The sequence below is a fragment of the Myxococcus sp. CA056 genome, from assembly GCF_013336715.1.
GTDB lineage: Bacteria > Myxococcota > Myxococcia > Myxococcales > Myxococcaceae > Myxococcus > Myxococcus llanfairpwllgwyngyllgogerychwyrndrobwllllantysiliogogogochensis.
Map to the genome: position 1 here is coordinate 797,444 of NZ_JABUMT010000002.1, position 18,695 is coordinate 816,138.

An 18,695-nucleotide genomic window follows, 5' to 3' on the forward strand; every position below is an offset into this window, starting at 1 on the left:
AGCGCGGGGCGCCCTCGAACACAGAGGACGCCCCGCTGGAGGGGCCACGGTGGGCCCGGGCTACAGGGGTGGGGCTCAGCAGTTGAAGATGGCGGGGTTCGTGTCGTCGCAGTCGAACCGCTGCTTCACGTAGCCAGCGGGCGCCTCACAGGCGTAGCGGTACACGGGCGTGTTGGTGCCGTACCCGTCGCCATCCTGGTCCCGGTAGAAGCGGTCCCGGTTGTCGTACAGGTACTCGGGGACGAGGCCGACCTGGTTCCCCGTCGCGGGGCCCGTGGCGACGATGTACTCGCGGCCCACGACGAGGTCATACACACGGGCCTGCGTCAGCGAGCAGGCGACTTCCGACACGGCCTCGCTGATGAGCGCCGACACGGTGGTGCTGGTGGTGGTGTCCACCACCGTGAAGGCCACGTTCTGCGACAGGTAGAACGAGATGGACTCCACCGTGGAGGTGCCCGACGTCACGGCGACGGGGGTGAACGTCACCGAGCCCTCGGCTCCGGGCGGCAGATTCAGCGTGTAGTGCTTGTGCCGCGTGCTGATGTCCGGCGCGGTGGCGATGCGCGTGGCGCTCGTCGTCACTGTCACGTTGTCCGCGCTGTTGCTCGCGTGGGTGCAGGCATGGGTCGTCATCAGCGTGTCGTCCACCGACACGCACCCAGCCTCCAGCGGCGCCTCCAACTGGCCCACCGACTCCAGCTCCGCCTCGTCCATGGGGCCGCAGGCCGCCAGGGACAGCCCGAGCAACGCACCGCAAAGGGTCTGCTTCAGCATCTTCATTGTGGGGTTCCTTTCAAACGCCGGGCGCGACGCGCGGGCACCGAAGCGGGCTTCCACCGCCACTCCACGGCGCGGTTACTCATGACGTAAATGTAATTGAGTTGCAATAACAGGGCGGACGTTTTCCACGGCCGGGTGTGGCCTGTCGTGCAGGGCTATTCGAGGTGTTCGATGACCATGCCGACCTCGGGGAGCGAGGTGGGGCCGAGCGTGAGGGTGTACTGGACGCGGTCTGTCAGCTCGTAGCCGACCATGTGTCGAAGGCCCGAGCAGAAGTCGCCCGTGGACTTGGTGCCCGCCGGCGTGAGCTGCGTCTGGATGGCGGTCTCCACCAGGCTGACGGGCACGTCGGGGGTGCTGAGGTAGACGACGAAATCGCCGCTGGCGAAGGCCTTGTAGCTGAAGGTGCCCGTGTACTGGCCGTTCTCCTCACGGAGCTTCACGGTGTAGTGCGTGTGGAAGTCGTCCACGCGAGGGTTGCGACTGGTGGTGGCCGTCACGGTGACATAGGGGCCGTGCGCGACGTGCCAGCACGCATGTTCTCCGTCGTCGCCGAAGTCGAAGCCCTCGCTGGGGACGTAGTCGGGGTCCACTTCACAGGCGAGGCCCTGGGGCGCGGCGACGTGGCCCTTGTTGCAGTGGCACCAGTCGCCTTCGGCCTCACGGTGGATGTGGCCATTGGGAGCGCACGGGTCTTCGGCGTGAGGTTCGGGCTCGACGCTCGGGGGCGTCTCGCCACCACCGCAGGCGGAAGCCGCCACGGCGCACGAGGCCAGAAGGGCACGGAGGTTCAATCGCATGCGGGAGCGCTCCATGGGGAGGCGAGGGGAGGACGTCATTGAGAGACATGTGTGTGCCAGGAGTGGCGTGGACGACGCGGCGTGGGGCGGAATGCCCGGAGTGTTTCCGGGCACCCGCGTGGATGGAGAGACGAGGAGCGCTATTCCTCGTGGTGGTGCGCGGCCTCCTCGATGACGAGCGAGAAGGCGGCGTTGCGGCTCAGGATGGAGCGGAACTCCAGGTGGTACTCGGTGTCGGCTTCGAGGTCTGCGACGATGGCCGTCTTCAGCGCGCCGCATACTTCGGTGGGAACCTGGTAGCGGCACTCGCGTGCGACCTCGAGGCCCGTCGCCGCGTCGTAGATGCGCAGGCCGCGATGGCGTGACAGCAGGAAGGCGAACTCACCGGACTCGTCGGGGAGGAAGGACACGCGGCCCGCCCAGCCCCACGAGGTGGCGCTCGACGGGAGGGTGATGTTGTACGCGGTGTGGGGCGTGCTGGCGTCCACCAGCACGGGCGCGCCCAGGGCGGCGGCGGTGACGGGCTCGAAGGGGCCCAATTCCGCGTGGATGCAGGCGTGCTCGACGACCTCGGCCAGTTCCTCGGGCTCCTCGCAGGAGGGCAGCAGGCCGAGCAGCGCGGACTCGTCGGTGGACAGCTCGGACTGGGTGACCTCCTCCTCGGCGGCGGTGGTTCCGCAGCCGGTGAGAAGGAGCGCGACACTGGTGGCGAGCAGGGACTTCTGGAACAGGGACTGGGGCTTCATCGAGGGACTTCTCCTTGTGGGACTGCTGGGGTGAATCCGTGGCGAAGGGGTTCAGGGGGCGTCTGGAGGGAGGACGACCCAGGCGGCGGAGACCTCGCCCGAGGCGAGGTGTTCGGCGGGGAGTTGGAGGTGCGCGCTTCCACCGGGGAGCCGCAGCTCGGGTGTGAGGCCAAAGGCCACGTCGAAGGAGGGGGCGTCTGGGAAGGTGACGCGCGTCACGCAGCCCGCGACGAAGCAGCGCGCCGCCTGGGCCTGGACGGGCAGCACGCTCGTCGTCACCTGCTGGCGCCAGAGGTCCAGGGCCTCGCGAGCCTGATGCGTCCAGGGCGCCTGGCTCTCTCCCGAGGCGACCAGCGAGGCGAGGACGGCCTCGCGGCGCGCGCCCGGCTCGGAGGGCGCACCGCGCAGAGCCTGGACGAGGCGAAGGCGTGACTCCGAAGTCGGCCGACGCGCTCGGACAGGAGGCGAGGGGACGCGGGGCTCCGCCATCCCGGATGCCGCGAGTGTGGAAGGCGGGTCGGCGTCGGGGCTTTCCGTGGGCTCCGCCGCATGCATGGGGCGCAGAGGCGGGCCTGCTTCGGAACGGAGCGGCGCCGGCGCGGTGGCTGCCTGCGTGAAGGAAGGCTCCACGGGGCGGCGAAGGAACACGGACGTGAGGCCCGCGAGCGCGAGTCCTGTCACGCCCACGCTCCAGATGAATCTGTTCATGAAAGCCGCTCCTGCTCGGTGGCCGACGGGTAACGCGATGTCGCGCCCGACCCCGGTTCGTCGTCGAGCCCCGCAAATATGCAACTGATATCTAAAAGTAATCAAGTTGCATTTATGGGTCGGTCCTCGCGCCTACCCGGGGTCGGGTGCGCCCATGGGGACGGTGCGGCGCGTCCGGGGGCCGGGCGCACGTCGCGGCGTCGGCCTCACAGCGGATGGCGTGGCGGAGGGCGCTCTCCGCGGAGGAAGAGCGCTCGGTCCGGAGTCGACTCGACGGGCTTATCCGAAGCCCGGAGTCACATCACTTCCGTGTCAGACGACGGGCTGCTTGGGCCAGGTGAAGCCGGGAGGCGTGGTTCCGTTCGTCTTCATCGCCCGGATGAGGTGCTCATTCAGCTTCAGGAGTTGGCGCTTGCTGTCCGGGGTGATGTTCCGAGGGTTGGCGAGGTTCGTCAGCTCATCGGGGTCCGCGTCCAGGTCATACAGCTCGTACTCGAAAGCGGAGCCGTCCTGCGTGAAGTACGCGGCGTACAACCACTGCTTCGTGCGCAGCGCGCGAATGTGGCCGGGCGTCGTCGCGGGCATGCCCTGGGCCAGCGCCGTGTCATCGAAGGTGAAGTGGATGGAGTCCTGGAGGGATGTCGTGGGCGCGGTGAACAGCGGCGACAGGTCGATGCCCTTGAACTGGCCCTGGAAGTCCCCCAGCACGCCGGCCACCGAGGCCAGCGTGGGCAGCAGGTCGATGTGGCTGACCAGCTCCTTCGTCACCACGCCCGAGGGGAACAGCACGGGGTTGGAGATGATGAGCGGGACGTTGATGGTTTCGTCGTAGGCGTTGAAGGTCTTCTCGACGAGCCCGTGGGACAGCCCCATCTCCCCGTGGTCGGCGAGTCGGACGACGAGGGTGTTGTCGGTGAGGCCGCGGCGCTCCAGCGCCTGGAGCAGCGTCGTGATGTCCTGGTCGACGAGCGTCTGGAGGTACGCATAGAAGCGCGCGTAGCTCGTCCGCTCGGCGTCGCTCCAGGTGGGGACATTCCAGTTCTGCGCGCTCGACTGGAACCAGGACTGCACCGAGGGCTTCGTGGACAGGTCCTCGTTCCACGACGCCGGGGGCTGCTGGGGCAGTGACTCCCAGTCGGTGGGGTTGTAGCCCGCGGCCTCGTAGTTGAACGGCGCGACGTAGACGTCATGCGGATTGACGAACGAGGCGACGAGGCAGAACGGCACGCTCGGGTCCACGCGCTCGAGGAAGTCGAGCATGCTGGGCCCATTGAGTGGGGTGCCCGGAGGATTCTCCGAGGCGCCGGTGACGGTGCCCAGGTAGCGCGCGTCGTTGTTGTAGCCGCCCGCGCCCTGCGTGCTCCCTGCTTGCAGGGACGTGCCCGCGTCCGGTCCATCCCAGGGCCCGAAGCCGTGCGTCGGAGGAGGATTGCCCAGGTGCCACTTGCCCCGGTAGCCCACCTGGTAGCCCGCCTTCGCCATCACCTGGGCCAGCGTGGTGATGTCGGGAGGCAGGGACTGCTCACCCGTGTCGACGACGCCGGTTTGCGCGGGGAAGAGGCTCGTCCACAGCGTGGCCCGACTGGGCGAACACATGCAGGTGTTGGTGAAGGCCCGCTCGAAGCTCAGCCCGGTGCGCGCGAGGCGCTGGAACGAGGGCAGGTGCTGCTCCGCCCAGCCCTTGGGCCAGTGACGGAACTGGCGCTGCTGGTCCGTCAGGATGATGAGCAGGTTGGGCGGCGTGGAGGCGTTGCCGAGTCGCATGGGCCACTCCAGGACGACGAGGGCCTCCAGCGTACTCCGCGATGTTCCTCCACGCCGGGACGCGAACCGTCAGGCCGCGTTGGCGGTGACGCCTACGTCCTCCACGGCGGTGAGCCGGGGGTGAGGCGTGGCGCGCGTGCCGTCCGCGTCGGTCTCCTCGGCGGCAATCTCCTCCGCGCGGTTCCAGCAGCCCAGCGCTTCCACCCAGCCCTCGAGCAGGTCCATCAGCGCGCTGCGCTGCTCTCCACCCAGCGGCATCAGGAGGCGCGCCATGCGCTCCTGCACCACCGTGTCCGCGCGCTCCGCCAGGGCGCGGCCCTGCTCGGTGAGGCGCACGCGCACGCGGCGGCGATCATGCCGCACCGAGCGCTCACGTTGGACGAGCTTGGCGTCCTCCAGGCGGTCCAACAGCCGGCTCAGACGGGGCAGGGCGATACCACCCAGGCGGTCGGCGAGCACGTTGACGGGCAGTAGGCTCTCCGCCTTCAGCCACCAGATGGCCTGTACCTCCATGGGGTCCAGCTCCTGGTGAGGCAGGGCGCCCAGAGGGCTGCTGAGGGCGCCGCAGCGCGCCACGTCGATGACCAGGTTCCGCAACCGCGCCACCTGCACACGCACTTCCGCCGAAAGCTCGGACATCTTCGTGCCTCCGCCTTTCGGGCGCCGCCCCCGTCCGGCCTTGGGGGTTCATCGGTCGCCCGCCATGGATGGGGGCTTTCGCCCCGCCTGGGAACGGGAACGAAGGGGTGAAAAGGGCATATCGGACCCGTTGAATTAATCGGGGCGCCCGTCACCAGGCCCCCGTGGATCCTCACCGCGTGTGGCCGTCAGCCCGTCTGCTGGGGGCGGTGGGCCTTGGCCTTGGCGTGGGCCTTGTCGAAGCCCTCGTAGAAGCGCACGGCCTGCTCACCCACGCGCTGGATGTGCTGGTTGTTGAAGTAGGCCGTAATCGGCGCGGCCACCAGCGGCATGGCGCGCCCCAGCGTGTGCAGGCCGCCCTTCTCCAACATCAGCGCGGCGAGCTTCCCCAACACCTTGGGGCTGGAGCGTTGGATGGGCCCCAATCCGTTGGCGTAGCCGAACAGGTCGAGCATCTCCCCGCGCGCGCGCTCCGTCTTGAGGTTGACCTTGTAGAGCGTGGCCAGGTCGGTGAGCAGGATGATCTGCAGATAGGCCATGAACAGCAGGTCCGCCGGCAGGGCGATGAGTCCGAAGACGCCGCTGACTCCGCCCACCATGCTGGCCAGGTTCTTCTTCTCGTCAATGAGGCGCTGCGCCAGCTCCTTCACCTCCGCGCGGGGGTAGCGCTTCTCCAGCTCCGCCACCCGCACCCGGGCACGCTTCGTCTCCTGGAGGACGATGTCCGACAGCCGAGCCGAGCCGAGCTTCTTGAGCTCCGCCGGGGTCAGCTTCTTCATGAAGGCCAGCCGCTCGGCCACGCTGTCGTAGAAGCCCATTGTCGACGCTCCTCCAGGGGGTGGGTTTCCCGCGTCCTCTAATAACCCCGCTCGGCGAGGTAGAGGTCCACCAGCGCGCCTTCTTCGTACCAGGCGTGCCGCATCTCCACGTTGAACCAGCGCGAGTCCGGCTTGGCTCCTCGCACCTCGAGCTTTATCTGGTTGGGGGACGTGTCGATGACGGCCGCGCGCGCCTTGCAGGCATAACCCGGCTCCTCGCCGTAGCCACCCTCCAGGCAGACTTCGTCACCCACGGACAGTCGCCGGGTGTACTCCGTGGCCAGGTAGAGCGCCTCGTCGCAGCTGGAGCGCACCGAGGACTTCCCGTGCGCCACACAGCGCGCCTGGAGGGGCGCCTTGACGACGGGGATGGCTCCGTAGAGCGGATCCTCGTCATTGGGGTTGGGCCGGAAAGAGCCCACTGCGGAACAACCGGAGAGTCCCAGCGCGAGCACGCTGGCTCCCACCCACATCCGCCTCATCGTGGTGATTCCTCCGGGGCCATGGGCCCCCCTCTAAAGGTGGGCGGAGCATGGCAAAAGGCGCGCGGAGGGGAAAGCCGGCGGAGGGCCTGGACCGCCGGTTCAGGCGAGGCGGCGAGCCGGCCCCGGAATCTCTTCCGTCTGTCCGGGGACGATGCGGTTCTTCGCATCGACGAAGACGACGGTGGGCTTCCAGGCGCGGGCCTCGGACTCCTCCACCTCCGCGAAGGTGGCGATGATGACCAGGTCCCCCGGCTTGTTGAGGTGGGCCGCGGCGCCGTTGATGCAGATGACTCCGCTGCCGGGCTCGCCCTCCAGGGCATACGTCTCCAGACGCGTGCCCTGGGTGACGTTCCAGATGGCGACCTTCTCGTTGGCGATGATGTCCGCCGCGCGGAGCAGGTTCTGGTCGATGGTGACCGAGCCTTCGTAATCCAGGTCGGCCTGCGTCACCGTCGCGCGGTGAATCTTGGACTTGAAGAGGATGCGGCGCATGGCGTGTGTCCCAAAGGGCGCCCAACCGTAACGGCAAGGGCGCCCTGGGACAACCACGAGGTTGCCTCCCGCCCGCTTGCTGCCCGGACGGGCGTTATTTCACGATGTTGACGAGCTGGCTCAGGTTGAGCGGCACGGACTGGGCGTCCGAGGTCAACTTGCCATCCAGGCTCAGCTTGGCGTTGCCGCCCGAGCGCAGGGCCATGGCCGCGGAGGCCGCCCGCGCGAAGTGGATGGTGAGCGGCAGTGTCACCTGCTTCGTCCCACTGCCGTCGAGCATGCCCAGGTTGCCGGTGGACAGCGTGCCCACATCCGCCCCGGCGACCTTGAGCGCGCCGGTGATGCCGGCGACGGGCAGGGGGAAGCTGTTGCGGTTGGTGATGGAGAGCGGGAACTCCACCGTGGCGCTGGTGAGTCCGATGTTGGTGATGCGGGGCGGCTGGAAGGACACCTGCGGAATCTTGGGCACGTCGAAGGTGCCTTCCTTCTCGAGCGGGAAGTTCAGCACGCCGATGGGCGTCTGCACGCCGACGCTGCCCTGGGCCTTGTAGGCGGCGCGGTCCTTGTTGAGGAAGGTTTCGACGACGGGGGCGATGTCCGCGAACCTCACGTTGGCGGGGAAGACCAGCTCGCTCCTGCCGTTGGCCTTGAGGTCCAGGCCCTTCTTGGGCTTGCCGGCCACCACCTGCTTTCCCTCGACGAAGAAGGAGTAGTCGATGCTCGCCAGCTCCAGTCCGAAGCCGTTGGGGTTGTTCACCTCGTAGACGAGGTCGACGGTGGCGTCGGAGAGCGACGCGCTGGAGAGCCGCGCCGTCTTGAAGGTGAGGGTGGGTTTCTTGAAGACCCCCTTCAGCGTCTTCTGCAGAGAGGCGCAGCCGCTGAACGTGGTGAGGGCAAGAGCGGCCAGGACGAGGACGGCGCGTTTCATCGTGGGCATGGGCGTATCACCAGACGGCCCCTCGCGGCGGGCATTCACGGCGTTGGCGAGGGGTGTACCGCGAACAGCACGGGTGCTATGCGTGGGGCCGCCGCACCATACATGGAGACGCCTGTGCCTGGTGTCTGGACCCACATTCCCTCCCTTGTCTGGCGTGGAGCCTGGCGCGCCTGGATGCTCGGGTTCGCGATGGTGGCGTTGGCCGCCTGCTCGCAGGGAAGCTCGCCCTCCCAGGGGCGCAAGCTGGAGCTGAAGCCCTGCCGGCTGGAGGGCCTGTCGCTCCAGGCCCAATGCGGGACGTACGAGGTCTTCGAGAACCGCGAGGCGAAGTCGGGCCGCAAGCTGTCCCTGCGGGTCGCCGTGGTGCCCGCCCTGGCGGCCCAGCCCCAGCCAGACCCCCTGGTGTACCTGGCGGGCGGCCCCGGGCAGTCGGCCACGCGGACGGCGGAGATGCTGTTGGCCGTGGAGCGCATCCGCCGCCACCGCGACATCGTGCTGGTGGACCAGCGGGGCACGGGCGACTCGAGCCTGCTCGACTGCGAGCTCCGTCAGAAGGAGGAGGGGCTGTCAGCACTCTTCGACGAAGGCGACGTCCCGCGACGCCTCCACGCGTGTCGCGAGCGGTGGGAGGCGGACGTGCGCCAGTACACCACGCCCATCGCGATGGCGGACCTGGACGAGGTGCGCGCGGCGCTGGGCTACGAAAAGGTCAACCTCTGGGGCGTCTCCTACGGGACGCGCGCGGCGCTGGTGTACATGCGCCAGTTTCCGGAGCGGGTGCGCACGGCCATCCTCGACGGCGTGGCGCCCATGGGGCTGTACCTGCCCCTGTACATGCCGCGCGACGGTCAGCGCGCGCTGGAGTTGCTGCTGTCCCACTGCGAGCAGGACGCGGTCTGCGAGAAGACCTTTCCCAAGCTGCGCGCCCGCACGGAGGCGTTGCTGGCGAAGCTGGCGGAGGCCCCGGTGCGTGTGCGGGTGCCGCATCCGCGCACCGGTGTGCAGGAGGACGTCGTCCTGACGCAACAGGCCTTCCTGGGGGCGCTGCTGATGCAGCTCTACTCCGCGGAGGGAGGCTCGCTGGTGCCGCTGATGTTGGACCGGGTGACGCGGGAGGACTGGGCGCCCTTCGTCGCGCTGAGCCTGGGGGGCGGCGACACCCTGGACCGGACGATGAGCCGGGGACTCCAGTTCGCCGTCATCTGCGCGGAGGACGCGCCCTTCTTCACCAAGGAGGATGTGGAGCGCGAGGCGAAAGGCACCTGGTTCGGCGCGCTGATGGGCCTGGAGATGATGGCCGCGTGCGAGGGCTGGCCCCGCGCGACGCTGCCTTCGGGCTACCGCGACGCGGTGGTGTCGGACGTGCCCACGCTGCTGTTGTCCGGAGAGCTGGATCCGGTGACGCCGCCTGCCTGGGGGGAGGAGGCGAAGCGCACGTTGAAGCACGGTCTCCACGTCGTGGTGCCCGGGGTGGGCCACAACGCGCTGGTTGCCGACTGTGCCCGCTCGCTGATGGTGGAGTTCGTGGCCAAGGGCAACGTGGAGGGCCTGAAGCCCTCGTGCGGCGGGAGTCTCTCGCGGCCCCCCTTCTTCACCTCTTTCGCCGGCCCCGTGCCCTGAGGACGCAGCGTCGATGATACGAGCCACGAACCTGCACAAGCGCTTCGGGAAGGTGACGGCCGTGGAGGACGTGTCCTTCACCGCCGAGGACGGGATGATTACCGGCCTCCTGGGTCCCAACGGCGCCGGGAAGACGACGACGCTGCGCATGCTCTACACGCTGGTGCGCCCGGACCGGGGCACCGCGACGGTGGACGGCGTGGACGTGACGGCCCGTCCAGAGGACGCCCGGCGTGTGCTGGGGGTGCTGCCGGATGCGCGGGGCCTCTATCCGCGCCTCACCGCCCGCGAGCACGCGCGCTACTACGGCGAGCTGCATGGGCTGTCTGGCGCCGCGTTGGACAAGCGCGTGGACGAGCTGGTGGACCTGCTGGACATGAAGGAACTCGCGGACCGGCGCGCGGAGGGCTTCAGCCAGGGCGAGCGGGTGAAGGTGGCGCTGGCGCGTGCGCTGGTACATGGGCCTCGCAACGTGCTGCTGGACGAGCCGACCAACGGCCTGGATGTCATGAGCACCCGCGCGGTGCGCACGCTGTTGCGGCGACTGAAGGACGAGGGGCGCTGCGTCGTCTTCTCCAGTCACATCATGCAGGAGGTCGCCGCGCTGTGTGAGCGCATCGTCGTGGTGGCGCATGGCCGCGTGGTGGCGGAGGGCACGCCGGATGCCCTGCGCGCGAGCACCGGCAAGGACAGCCTGGAAGAGGCCTTCGTCGCGACCATCGGCAGTGAGCAGGGGTTGATGCAATGAGGCGCCTGATTGGCACTGTCTTTCGCAAGGAGCTGAGGGATTACCTGCGGGACCGGAGGACGGCATCCACCTCCCTGCTGTGGGCGTTGCTGGCTCCGCTCCTCTTCCTGGTGTTGATCAACGTGATGGCCTCCTGGAGGAAGGACAAGCCCCTGGAGTTGCCCGTGGTGGGGCGCGAGCATGCCCCCAGCCTGATGGCCTTCCTGGGTCGCCTGGGTGTGACGCTCAAGGACGCCCCGGAGGACTATGAGGAGCGCATCCGCGCGGGCTCGCTGGACGTGGTGCTGTTGGTGCCCCAGGACTACGGCCGGGACTTCTCCTCCGGGCGCACCGCGGATGTGAATCTCATCATGGACAGCTCGCGCCAGTCCGCCCAGCGGTCGGTGCAGCGGGCGCAGCGGCTGCTGCAGGGGTACTCGCGGCACGTGGGCGACCAGCGGTTGTATGCGCGCGGCATGGCGCCGGAGCTGGCGATGCCGGTGCGCGTGGAGGAGCTGGACCTGTCCACGCCGGAGCGCACCGCCGCCATGGTGCTCAACATGCTGCCCTTCTTCCTGGTGATGGCCGCCTTCGGAGGAGGCATGCAGCTGGCGAGTGACACCATGGCGGGTGAGCGCGAGCGGGGTTCGCTGGAGCCCTTGCTGCTCAACCCCGTGCCGCACGGTGCCCTGGTCACTGGCAAGTGGCTCGCCACCGTCGCCATGGCGGGGGTCACCGTGGTGGCGTCGCTGGCGTGCTTTATCGTGGTGGTGCGCCATGTCCCGCTGGAGGACCTGGGCGTGAGGGCCAACTTCGACGCCCCCGCCACCCTGGGCATGGCCGCGGCCATGCTGCCACTGGCGCTGGCCGTCTCCGCCCTGCAGATGTGGGTGGCCACCTATGCGCGCTCCTTCAAGGAAGCGCAGATGTACCAGTCCATGTTGATGGTGGTGCCCATGTTGCCGGGCATGATGTTGATGCTGTCGCCCATGCAGACGAAGTTGTGGATGTTCGCCGTCCCTGTGGTGGGCCAGCAGTTGCTGGCGAGCGAGGTCCTGCGCGGCGAGGTGCTGGGGCCACTGCCCTTCCTCATCGCCGCGGCTTCCTGTGTCGTGGTGACGCTGGTGTCCCTGCGTGTCACCACGGGGCTGCTCTCCCAGGAGCGCATCGTCTTCGGCCGGAGCTGAGAGGCCCACCGACAGTGTCGCCGAGGCGTCGGTTGGCGCCCCGGGTCGTCGAGCCTGGGTGACTTCGGCCGGCGGTTGGCTTCCAATGGGCGCGGATGACGCCCGAGAGAGAAGCCCTCCTGCCCCTGGCGCCGGCCTCCGTGGCCACCTCGCAAGGTGAGCCCCGATTTGGCACATACCAGGGTGAGTTGCCCGAAGTGGACCTGCCCAAGCTGCTGGGACGGTGGGCTCCGGCCCGCGCCACCCGGCTGCTCAAGCGCAAGCGGTGGCACTACACCTTCGTGGCGACGCAGGAGGTGGCCGCGCTCTTCGCGGTGGTGGACCTGGGCTACTCGTCCAGTGCCTTCGCGGTGGCGCTCGACCTGGCCGCGCGCAAGCCCTTGTGTGACGTGAGCTTCCTGGGCGCGCCGGGCCCCATGCTGTCGCTGGGCGACAAGCCCGGCGCGGGACTGTCCGCTTCCTTCAGGACGCTGGGCGGCAAGCTGGCCATCCGCCGGGGCGAGACGGACGAGCGCTACCAGGTGGAGGTGGACGTCAGCCGCGTGCGCACCGGCAGCCTCAACACCTTCCAGTGGGCAGGCGAATTGCTCGTCGCGGGTGGCCCTCCCGCGCTGACGGTGATTGCGCCCGTGCAGGGTGACGGGCTCGTGAATGTCACGATGAAGCGCAACGGCCTGTTGTCCTTTGGCAGCCTGGAGGCGGGCGGCAAGCGCTTCCGGCTGGACGGGGGCGTGGGCGGCATCGACTACACGCAGGGCTACCTGGCGCGGCATACGGCGTGGCGCTGGGCCTTCGCCGCGGGCCGGCTGGCGGATGGCACGCCCGTGGGCCTCAACCTCGTCGAGGGCTTCAACGAGAGCAACACCGAGGCCAATGAGAACGCGCTGTGGCTGGGAGACCGGCTGTACCCGCTGGCCCGCGCGCGCTTCGAATACGACACGAAGGACCTGCTCGCGCCGTGGCGGCTGACGACGGTGGACGGCGCGGTGGACCTGCGCTTCCAGCCCTTCTACGTCCACCGCGAGGAGCGCAACCTGCGCCTCATCATCAGCCACTTCGCCCAGCCCGTGGGCTTCTTCGAGGGCACGGTGACGGTGGGCGGCCAGACGCTCCAGCTCTCCAACGTCCCCGGCGTCACCGAGGACCAGGACATGCTGTGGTGAACGTGTCCCCCATGTCCTGCCCGCACTGCGGTCAGCCACTTCCCGAAGCGCGCATCGCCGCGTGTCCCCACTGTGGCCGGGACGTCAAGCCTTCCTTCGACAAGCCGCTGTTCTCCGAGGACACCGCCGAGTCCGCCCGGCGCACCGCCGAGTCCGCGGGCCGCGCCGTGCAGTCGATTCTGGAGGACCCTCGTCTGCGTGAGCGGCTGCCGGGCGGCTCGCTTCCGTTGCTCGGCTCGGGGCTGGTCGCCGCCGCCGTGCTCCTGCCGGGGCTTCCCATCATTGGCGGGAGCATTGGCCTGCCGTGGTCCGTGACGATGCTCGCGGGCAGCATCCTGCTCGGTGCCCGTGAGTGGAGCGCCGCGGGCCGCCCCGTTCCCCCGCCGCTGGAGAAGCTCGCCCAGGTGGCCTCGCACGCCGCCTTCCTGCCGCTCTTCACCGCGCTGGCCGTCACCTTCGCGTTCCTGTCCCTGGGCTTCGGACTGGTGCCGCTCGTCTGGGTGGGGGCCGCTGTCGTGCTGGGGTATGTGCAGTGGCGCGTGTTCCAGGCGTCCTCCGCCTCGGCACCCGAGCTGCGGCCTTCACCCGAGGCCTCGCGACTGAAGCGCTGGGTGTGCGCGGGCGCCGCCGTGTGCGCGGTGTCGCTGCTGTTCTCCTGGGGCACGGGGATGCGCTCGTCCACGTCCCTGGGCGGCTACGGCTACGACGACAAGCTCGTGTACGAGGTGGACAACACCGGCCGCTCCACGGGCCACACGTATACGGACAGCAGGTACACGTGGAAGCCCGGCCTCACCAACACGTCCTCCTTCTTCGCGAAGTCGGGACGCGCCCGGCCCGGCGCGCCGCTCATCGTCCTGGCCCTCATGTCCCTGGGGCTGCTGGCCGCCGTGCCGCGTGCCCGTGACGCCGTGCCGCCCATGCTCCCGTACCTCCTGGCCGGCGTCGTCACCCTGTGGGGACTGCTCGGTCTGGGATTGCACGCGGGCCCGCTCCTCTTCCTGCTCGGCGCGGTGGCCATCGACGTGGCCCTGGTGCGCGCGCACCGCGCGGCGAGCAGCGGAGCAGGCGACGCACCTCCAGGGGGCGAGGACGCGCCGCCGGGCCCGGGTTCCGCCGAGAGCTGAGTCACCCTCGGCGGAAAAGGAGCGCGCCCGCTACGAGACCCGGGCGCGACGTGACTCGACGATGGCGCGGAAGGAGCGGCTTCGCAGCTCCTCCAGCGTGAGGCCGGTGGCCAGCGCTTCGTCCTGGCTGAGCGCGCCGCAGCTCAGGCCCCGGAGGAAGAAGTTGAGCAGGCCCTGGCCCGTCGCCGCGTCGTCGAACACGTCACCCACCAGCGTCGCCTGGGCCGCCTTCTCCATGAAGGCCTTGAGGCGCCGGGTGGCGGTGTCCAGGCCCTCCAGGAAGAAGGCATACACGGCCGCGTAGCGCACGGGCAGCTGCGCGGGGTGCAAGTCCCAGCCCTGATACCACCCGCGCTCCAGCGAGTGACGGATGTGGCGATAGGACAGCTGCCACACCCGCTGCACCGCCTCGCTGTTCTCACGCAACTGCGTGGGCAGCAGCGGCATGTCGCCCTGCTTCTTGTTCGGCGGCACGGGCATCACGTTCGTCGCGCCGTCGGCCAGCTGGATGCCGGTGCCCGCGAGGCAGACCTGCACCAAATCCCGCAGGAAGTCGCAGGCGGGGTGCAGCATGCTCTGCACGTGGGCGCTGACGCTGAGCGCGGCGGTGTAGTCATACAGCCCCAGGTGCACGCTGGAGCAGCGCCCCTCGCCCGCGGCCACCAGCGCCGGCAGGTGCAGGCTCCCCTCTTTGTTGAAGAGGGCCTGGGGCGTCTCCACCATCAGCTCCAGCCCGAGCGCGCCGCGCGTCAGGCCGTGCTCCGTCTCCAGCACTTCCAGGATGCGGGCGAGCGCCGCCACCTGCTCGGGCACGGAGACCTTGGGCAGGGTGACGACGAACGACGGCGGCAGCTTTCCGCCGCTGTGCTCCAGGAGCGTGGTGACGAAGAGGTCCAGGGTGCGAGAGGCCCGCTCGAACAGCTCCTCGGTGAAGGACTTCACCCGGATGCCCACGTACGGCGGCAGCGAGCCCTGGGCCAGTCCCCGCGCCATCTCCTGGGCGGCGGCGACGGCGTGCGAGTCCTCCTCCTCGTCGGGACGGTGGCCATAGCCGTCCTCGAAGTCGATGCGGTAGTCCTCCACCGGCTCGCTTCCGAGCTTGTCCAGCACCCGCTCGTAGACGCGCTGGGCGAAGCGCCCGCGCTGGGGAAGGCCCAAGCCGTGGGCCAGCTCCGCCGCGTCCGGCGCGTAGGTCTTCATGGCCCCCAGGGCGAGGTCCCCCAGCTTCCGCGCCGCCTCCGCGCGGAAGAGGTGGGCGCCGCCGTACACGACGTGCACCGGCTGGCGACGGGGGGACTCCCCCGGGTACTCGCGCGCGAGCTCGGCGTTGGCCCGCCGGAGGGACTCGCGCGCGCTGGAGAGGCTTGCGGGCGTCAGGGTGGTCTTCATCGAGAGCCTCTCAAGAGGGGTGCGTCAGGGCTGGCGCTTCAGCCACGCGGAGACCTCCGGGCCGCAGCGCTCGCGCAGCTCCACGTCCTGCGACAGCCGCTCCAGCGTCTGCGCGGTGGCCTGGTTCGCGTCGCTCACCGGGTTGTCGCGCAGCAGCGCCTTCACCGCCTCCAGGTGCTCGCGCGTGCGCAGCATGCCTAGCGATTCCACGATGCGCCGCACCAGCATGGGCGCGCCGCCCGTGCGCGCGACGACGTCCTTCCACTGCTTGCGCATCTGCGCCCACCACGCGTCGCGGCCGGTGCGGTTGGCCAGGAGCCCCGTCACGAAGCTGGCCACGTCCTGCGTCTTCACCGTCTCCGAGAAGAGCAGCCCCTGCGCGCGCTCGGCCAGCGCCGGGTCCTCGAAGGCGGTGAGCGCCATCAGGTAGCGGCGCTGCGTGGCCGGGTCCGGCTCCTTCGGCACCTTCTGGAGGAAGGTGTCGAAGAGGGCCGAGTCTCCCGCGCGCGCCACCATGGCCACCGCCACGTCGAGCAGGTTGGGCTCCAACGCGTCACGCTCTCCCTGGAGCATGCGCGCCACGCGCGGGCGGGCCTCCGCGAGCGCCTCCGGGCTGCGAGCCAGGCCTCCCACCGCGCGCACCAGCGCGGAGCGGCGCAGCTTCACCCGGTCCGACTCACCGGATGCCGCCTGCCAGCCCAGCTTCTTGAGCCCCGGGCTCAACAGCTTCTCCACCCACGCACGCACGCGCGCCTGGTCCTCGCCATCCACCAGCCGGTTCTCCACGTACGCGAGCCTGCCCACCAGCTCGTCCAGGACGGAGTCGTCCTCCTCGTTCCCGAAGCGCGCCGCCAGGTCCAACAGGTCCGCCACCGAGCCCCGGCCCGAGCGCACCAGCGCCCACTGGTCCTCCAGCAGGGCGATGCGCTCCGAGGGCGCCAGAACCTGGAGGTTCGAAGCCAGTCCCGCGAGCGACGCCTTGTCGTAGGCCATGCGGTAGAAGCCGGTGGAGCCCGCGTTGGCGCACAGCCACTTCACCGCGCCCGTGCCCTCCAGCTTCACGGTGGCCTGCTTGTCGCGCAGGAGCACGCGCTGCTCCCGCACGCCGGAGGCGTCCTCGTAGCGCAGCACCATGGGCACCGGCCACTTCTCGCCGCTCTCCACGCCCGGCTCCGAATAGAAGCGCTGCTGCGACAGCGCCACCTCGCGTCCCTCCACATGCGCCGTCACCAGCGGGAAGCCGCTCTGGCCCACCCACGCGGTGGCCAGCTCCTCCACCGGCTGCTTCGCGGCCGCGCCCAGCGCGTTCCACAGGTCTTCCTTCACCGCGTTGGCGCGCGCGTGCTTGCGCATGTAAAGGCGGATGCCATCGCGGAAGGGGCCTTCCCCGAGGAAGCCCTCAATCATCCGCAGCACCGCGCCGCCCTTCTCGTACGTAATCGCGTCGAAGCTCTCACCGGCCTCGCCCGCGTTGCGCACCTCGCCGTGGATGGGGTGCGTCGACTTGAGTGCGTCCAGGTACAGCGCGCTGGTGCGGTGCGAGTCGAAGTCCAGCCACATGCGCCACTCGGGGCGCCACTGGTCGACAATCTTGAAGGCCATCCACGTGGCGAACGCCTCGTTGAGCCAGAGGTCGTCCCACCACACCATGGTGACCCAGTTGCCGAACCACTGGTGCGCCAGCTCGTGCGTCACGACTTCCGCCACGCGCTTCTGCACCGACAGGGGCGCGGTGGCCGGGTCCAGCAGCAGGGTGACCTCGCGGTAGGTAATCAGGCCGGCGTTCTCCATCGCGCCCGCCTCGAAGTCCGGGATGCCCACCTGGTCCAGCTTGGTGAAGGCATACGGCAGGCCGAAGTAGTCCTGGAGCAGGGGCAGCACCGCCAGCGCCACGTCCTGGCCAAAGCGCGTCAGGTGCTCCTTCTCCTTCAGCGACCAGGTGCGCACCGGCACGCCCCCCACCAGCTGCGCCGGCGTGCCCACCAGCGGGCCCACCACCAGCGCGACGAGGTAGCTGCTGAGCACCTCCGTCTCCTGGAACGTCACCTTTGTCAGCGCGCCGTCCTTCTCCTCCTTGACGATGGGGCCGTTGCCCAGCACGGCGAGCCCTTCGGGCACGCGCACGCTGAGCGACCATTTCGCCTTGAAGGCGGGCTCGTCGAAACAGGGGAAGACGCGGCGCGCGTCGGCGGCCTCGAACTGGGTGGCGGCCACCTTGCCCGCCAGGTACAGGCCGCGCAGGCCGTCGGTGAAGGACCCCGTCCACCCGAGCTCCAGCGTGGCGGGCCCCTTGGGCAGCGGCGCGTCGAAGCTCAACACCACCGTCTCGCTCACCTCCACGGGCCGGATGGACGTGGGCTGGTGCCGCGCGTTGCCCGAGCGGAAGGACACCTCGCCCAGCTTCAGGGCGATGGCGTGGAGGATGATTTCGCGCGTGGGCTCGGCCAGCTCCACCTCGATGGTCTGCTGTCCGGAGAAGGACTTCGCGTCCAGGTCCAGGGTCAGCGTGGCCGCGTAGCGGTGGGGGCGAACGGCGGTGGGGAGCCGGAAGTTCTTGTCTTCGGTCGGATGCGCCATAGGGAGGCGGAATCTAGCCTCGCTCGCGGCGCGCGTTCCCACTTCTGTCACGCGGGTGCAAGAAACCTGTCGTCCGCCGGGTGGGGTGTCGTCCGCCACACCCTTACCGCCCCGGCTCCCCGTCCGGGCCCGCCTTCCGTCCGCGAGGGCCACGGCCCGGGACGAGCTGCTGGAAGAGGCTGGACTCCCGCTGGAAGAAGCCGTCCGTGTGGAACGAGTGGGGCAGCTCCAGCAGCAGGAAGTCCAGGTGGTGACACAGCTCGTGGAGGAAGGTGCGCAGGTACGTGCGGAAGGCCACCACGCGCGCCTGCTTCGCGGTGCGCATCCAGACCTGGAGTCGCGGCCGGCGTCCCGGCTCCCAGGTGTAGAGGCCGTGCAGCTCGCCCTCCTTGGACGAGGGGCGCACGTCCAGCACCTCCACCCGGACGCTGGGGACATCCAGCCGCTCGCACAGCGCCTTGCCCAGCCCCGCCGTGGCGCGCTCCAGCGGGCCGCGTTCACCCGTGGCCAGCGCCTCCCGGACCTCGTCCACCAGGGGATGCAGGGCCGTGGGCTCCCTCACCCGGAGGGCCGTCACTCCATCGCTCATCCGATAGGTGCGTCGCTGCTCGGGACTGAGGCTCTCGTAGTAGGCGAAGGGCACGGGGGGCGGCGGCACTCTAGCGAGCACGGCGCGTGGGCGCCTGCCTCCGACTCCAGGCCGGCCTGGGCGAACGGGGGCCCTCCTGCTCCG

The 18,695-nt window shown here is 69.6% G+C and carries 18 protein-coding genes; 5 read left to right on the forward strand and 13 right to left on the reverse strand.

Annotated features, from left to right (window positions below; translation table 11 throughout):
* Positions 1-75: 75 nt before the first annotated feature.
* The 10 genes from HUA76_RS10925 to HUA76_RS10970 form a co-directional block, all read right to left on the reverse strand.
* Positions 76-783, reverse strand: a complete 708-nt coding sequence (locus tag HUA76_RS10925) for a hypothetical protein (protein ID WP_174454018.1) — start codon at positions 781-783, stop codon at positions 76-78.
* Between the two features lie 155 nt (positions 784-938).
* The gene (locus HUA76_RS10930) at positions 939-1,583 is read right to left on the reverse strand and encodes a hypothetical protein (protein WP_174454019.1); all 645 of its coding nucleotides are present in this window, start codon (positions 1,581-1,583) and stop codon (positions 939-941) included.
* Positions 1,584-1,723: 140 nt separating this feature from the next.
* Positions 1,724-2,329, reverse strand: coding sequence for a hypothetical protein (locus HUA76_RS10935; protein WP_217439529.1), 606 nt, complete (start codon positions 2,327-2,329; stop codon positions 1,724-1,726).
* A gap of 51 nt (positions 2,330-2,380) precedes the next feature.
* Entirely contained in the window at positions 2,381-3,037 is a 657-nt protein-coding gene (locus HUA76_RS10940) for a hypothetical protein (RefSeq protein ID WP_174460792.1), read from the reverse strand.
* Between the two features lie 312 nt (positions 3,038-3,349).
* A complete protein-coding gene (locus HUA76_RS10945; RefSeq protein WP_174460793.1) occupies positions 3,350-4,801 on the reverse strand; it encodes a sulfatase-like hydrolase/transferase in 1,452 nt (483 codons plus the stop codon).
* 69 nt (positions 4,802-4,870) lie between these two features.
* Positions 4,871-5,440: a MarR family winged helix-turn-helix transcriptional regulator gene (locus tag HUA76_RS10950; RefSeq protein ID WP_141642147.1), complete on the reverse strand. Its 570-nt coding sequence runs from the start codon at positions 5,438-5,440 to the stop codon at positions 4,871-4,873.
* A 188-nt stretch (positions 5,441-5,628) separates the two neighbouring features.
* Positions 5,629-6,258 carry an EcsC family protein gene (locus tag HUA76_RS10955; protein ID WP_174454022.1) on the reverse strand — a complete coding sequence of 210 codons (630 nt, stop codon included), beginning with the start codon at positions 6,256-6,258 and terminating at the stop codon, positions 5,629-5,631.
* Between the two features lie 38 nt (positions 6,259-6,296).
* A complete protein-coding gene (locus HUA76_RS10960; RefSeq protein WP_141642145.1) occupies positions 6,297-6,740 on the reverse strand; it encodes a hypothetical protein in 444 nt (147 codons plus the stop codon).
* Positions 6,741-6,842: 102 nt separating this feature from the next.
* Positions 6,843-7,235 carry an aspartate 1-decarboxylase gene (panD, locus tag HUA76_RS10965; protein WP_141642144.1) on the reverse strand — a complete coding sequence of 131 codons (393 nt, stop codon included), beginning with the start codon at positions 7,233-7,235 and terminating at the stop codon, positions 6,843-6,845.
* 94 nt (positions 7,236-7,329) lie between these two features.
* A complete protein-coding gene (locus tag HUA76_RS10970; RefSeq protein ID WP_141642143.1) occupies positions 7,330-8,172 on the reverse strand; it encodes an LEA type 2 family protein in 843 nt (280 codons plus the stop codon).
* A 174-nt stretch (positions 8,173-8,346) separates the two neighbouring features.
* Here HUA76_RS10970 and HUA76_RS10975 point away from each other — a divergent pair, with 174 nt between their 5' ends.
* From HUA76_RS10975 to HUA76_RS10995, 5 genes are all read left to right on the forward strand, one after another.
* Positions 8,347-9,792, forward strand: a complete 1,446-nt coding sequence (locus HUA76_RS10975; protein WP_254614130.1) for an alpha/beta hydrolase — start codon at positions 8,347-8,349, stop codon at positions 9,790-9,792.
* Positions 9,793-9,805: 13 nt separating this feature from the next.
* On the forward strand, positions 9,806-10,540 hold the full coding sequence (locus HUA76_RS10980) for an ATP-binding cassette domain-containing protein (protein WP_174454024.1): 735 nt from the start codon (positions 9,806-9,808) through the stop codon (positions 10,538-10,540).
* Positions 10,537-11,706, forward strand: coding sequence for an ABC transporter permease (locus HUA76_RS10985; protein ID WP_174454025.1), 1,170 nt, complete (start codon positions 10,537-10,539; stop codon positions 11,704-11,706). The genes HUA76_RS10980 and HUA76_RS10985 overlap by 4 nt, the downstream gene beginning before the upstream one ends.
* A 95-nt stretch (positions 11,707-11,801) precedes the next feature.
* Positions 11,802-12,869, forward strand: coding sequence for a DUF2804 domain-containing protein (locus HUA76_RS10990; protein ID WP_174454026.1), 1,068 nt, complete (start codon positions 11,802-11,804; stop codon positions 12,867-12,869).
* Positions 12,870-12,880: 11 nt separating this feature from the next.
* On the forward strand, positions 12,881-13,996 hold the full coding sequence (locus tag HUA76_RS10995) for a zinc ribbon domain-containing protein (protein WP_174460795.1): 1,116 nt from the start codon (positions 12,881-12,883) through the stop codon (positions 13,994-13,996).
* A gap of 30 nt (positions 13,997-14,026) precedes the next feature.
* On the opposite strand, the gene HUA76_RS11000 is transcribed toward HUA76_RS10995, so the two are convergent.
* From HUA76_RS11000 to HUA76_RS11010, 3 genes are all read right to left on the reverse strand, one after another.
* The gene (locus HUA76_RS11000; protein ID WP_174460796.1) at positions 14,027-15,385 is read right to left on the reverse strand and encodes a phosphoenolpyruvate kinase; all 1,359 of its coding nucleotides are present in this window, start codon (positions 15,383-15,385) and stop codon (positions 14,027-14,029) included.
* Positions 15,386-15,409: 24 nt separating this feature from the next.
* Positions 15,410-17,962, reverse strand: coding sequence for a M1 family metallopeptidase (locus HUA76_RS11005; protein ID WP_174460797.1), 2,553 nt, complete (start codon positions 17,960-17,962; stop codon positions 15,410-15,412).
* Positions 17,963-18,065: 103 nt separating this feature from the next.
* Complete coding sequence (locus HUA76_RS11010; protein ID WP_174460798.1) at positions 18,066-18,605, reverse strand: hypothetical protein; 540 nt, start codon at positions 18,603-18,605, stop codon at positions 18,066-18,068.
* Between the last annotated feature and the right edge of the window lie 90 nt (positions 18,606-18,695).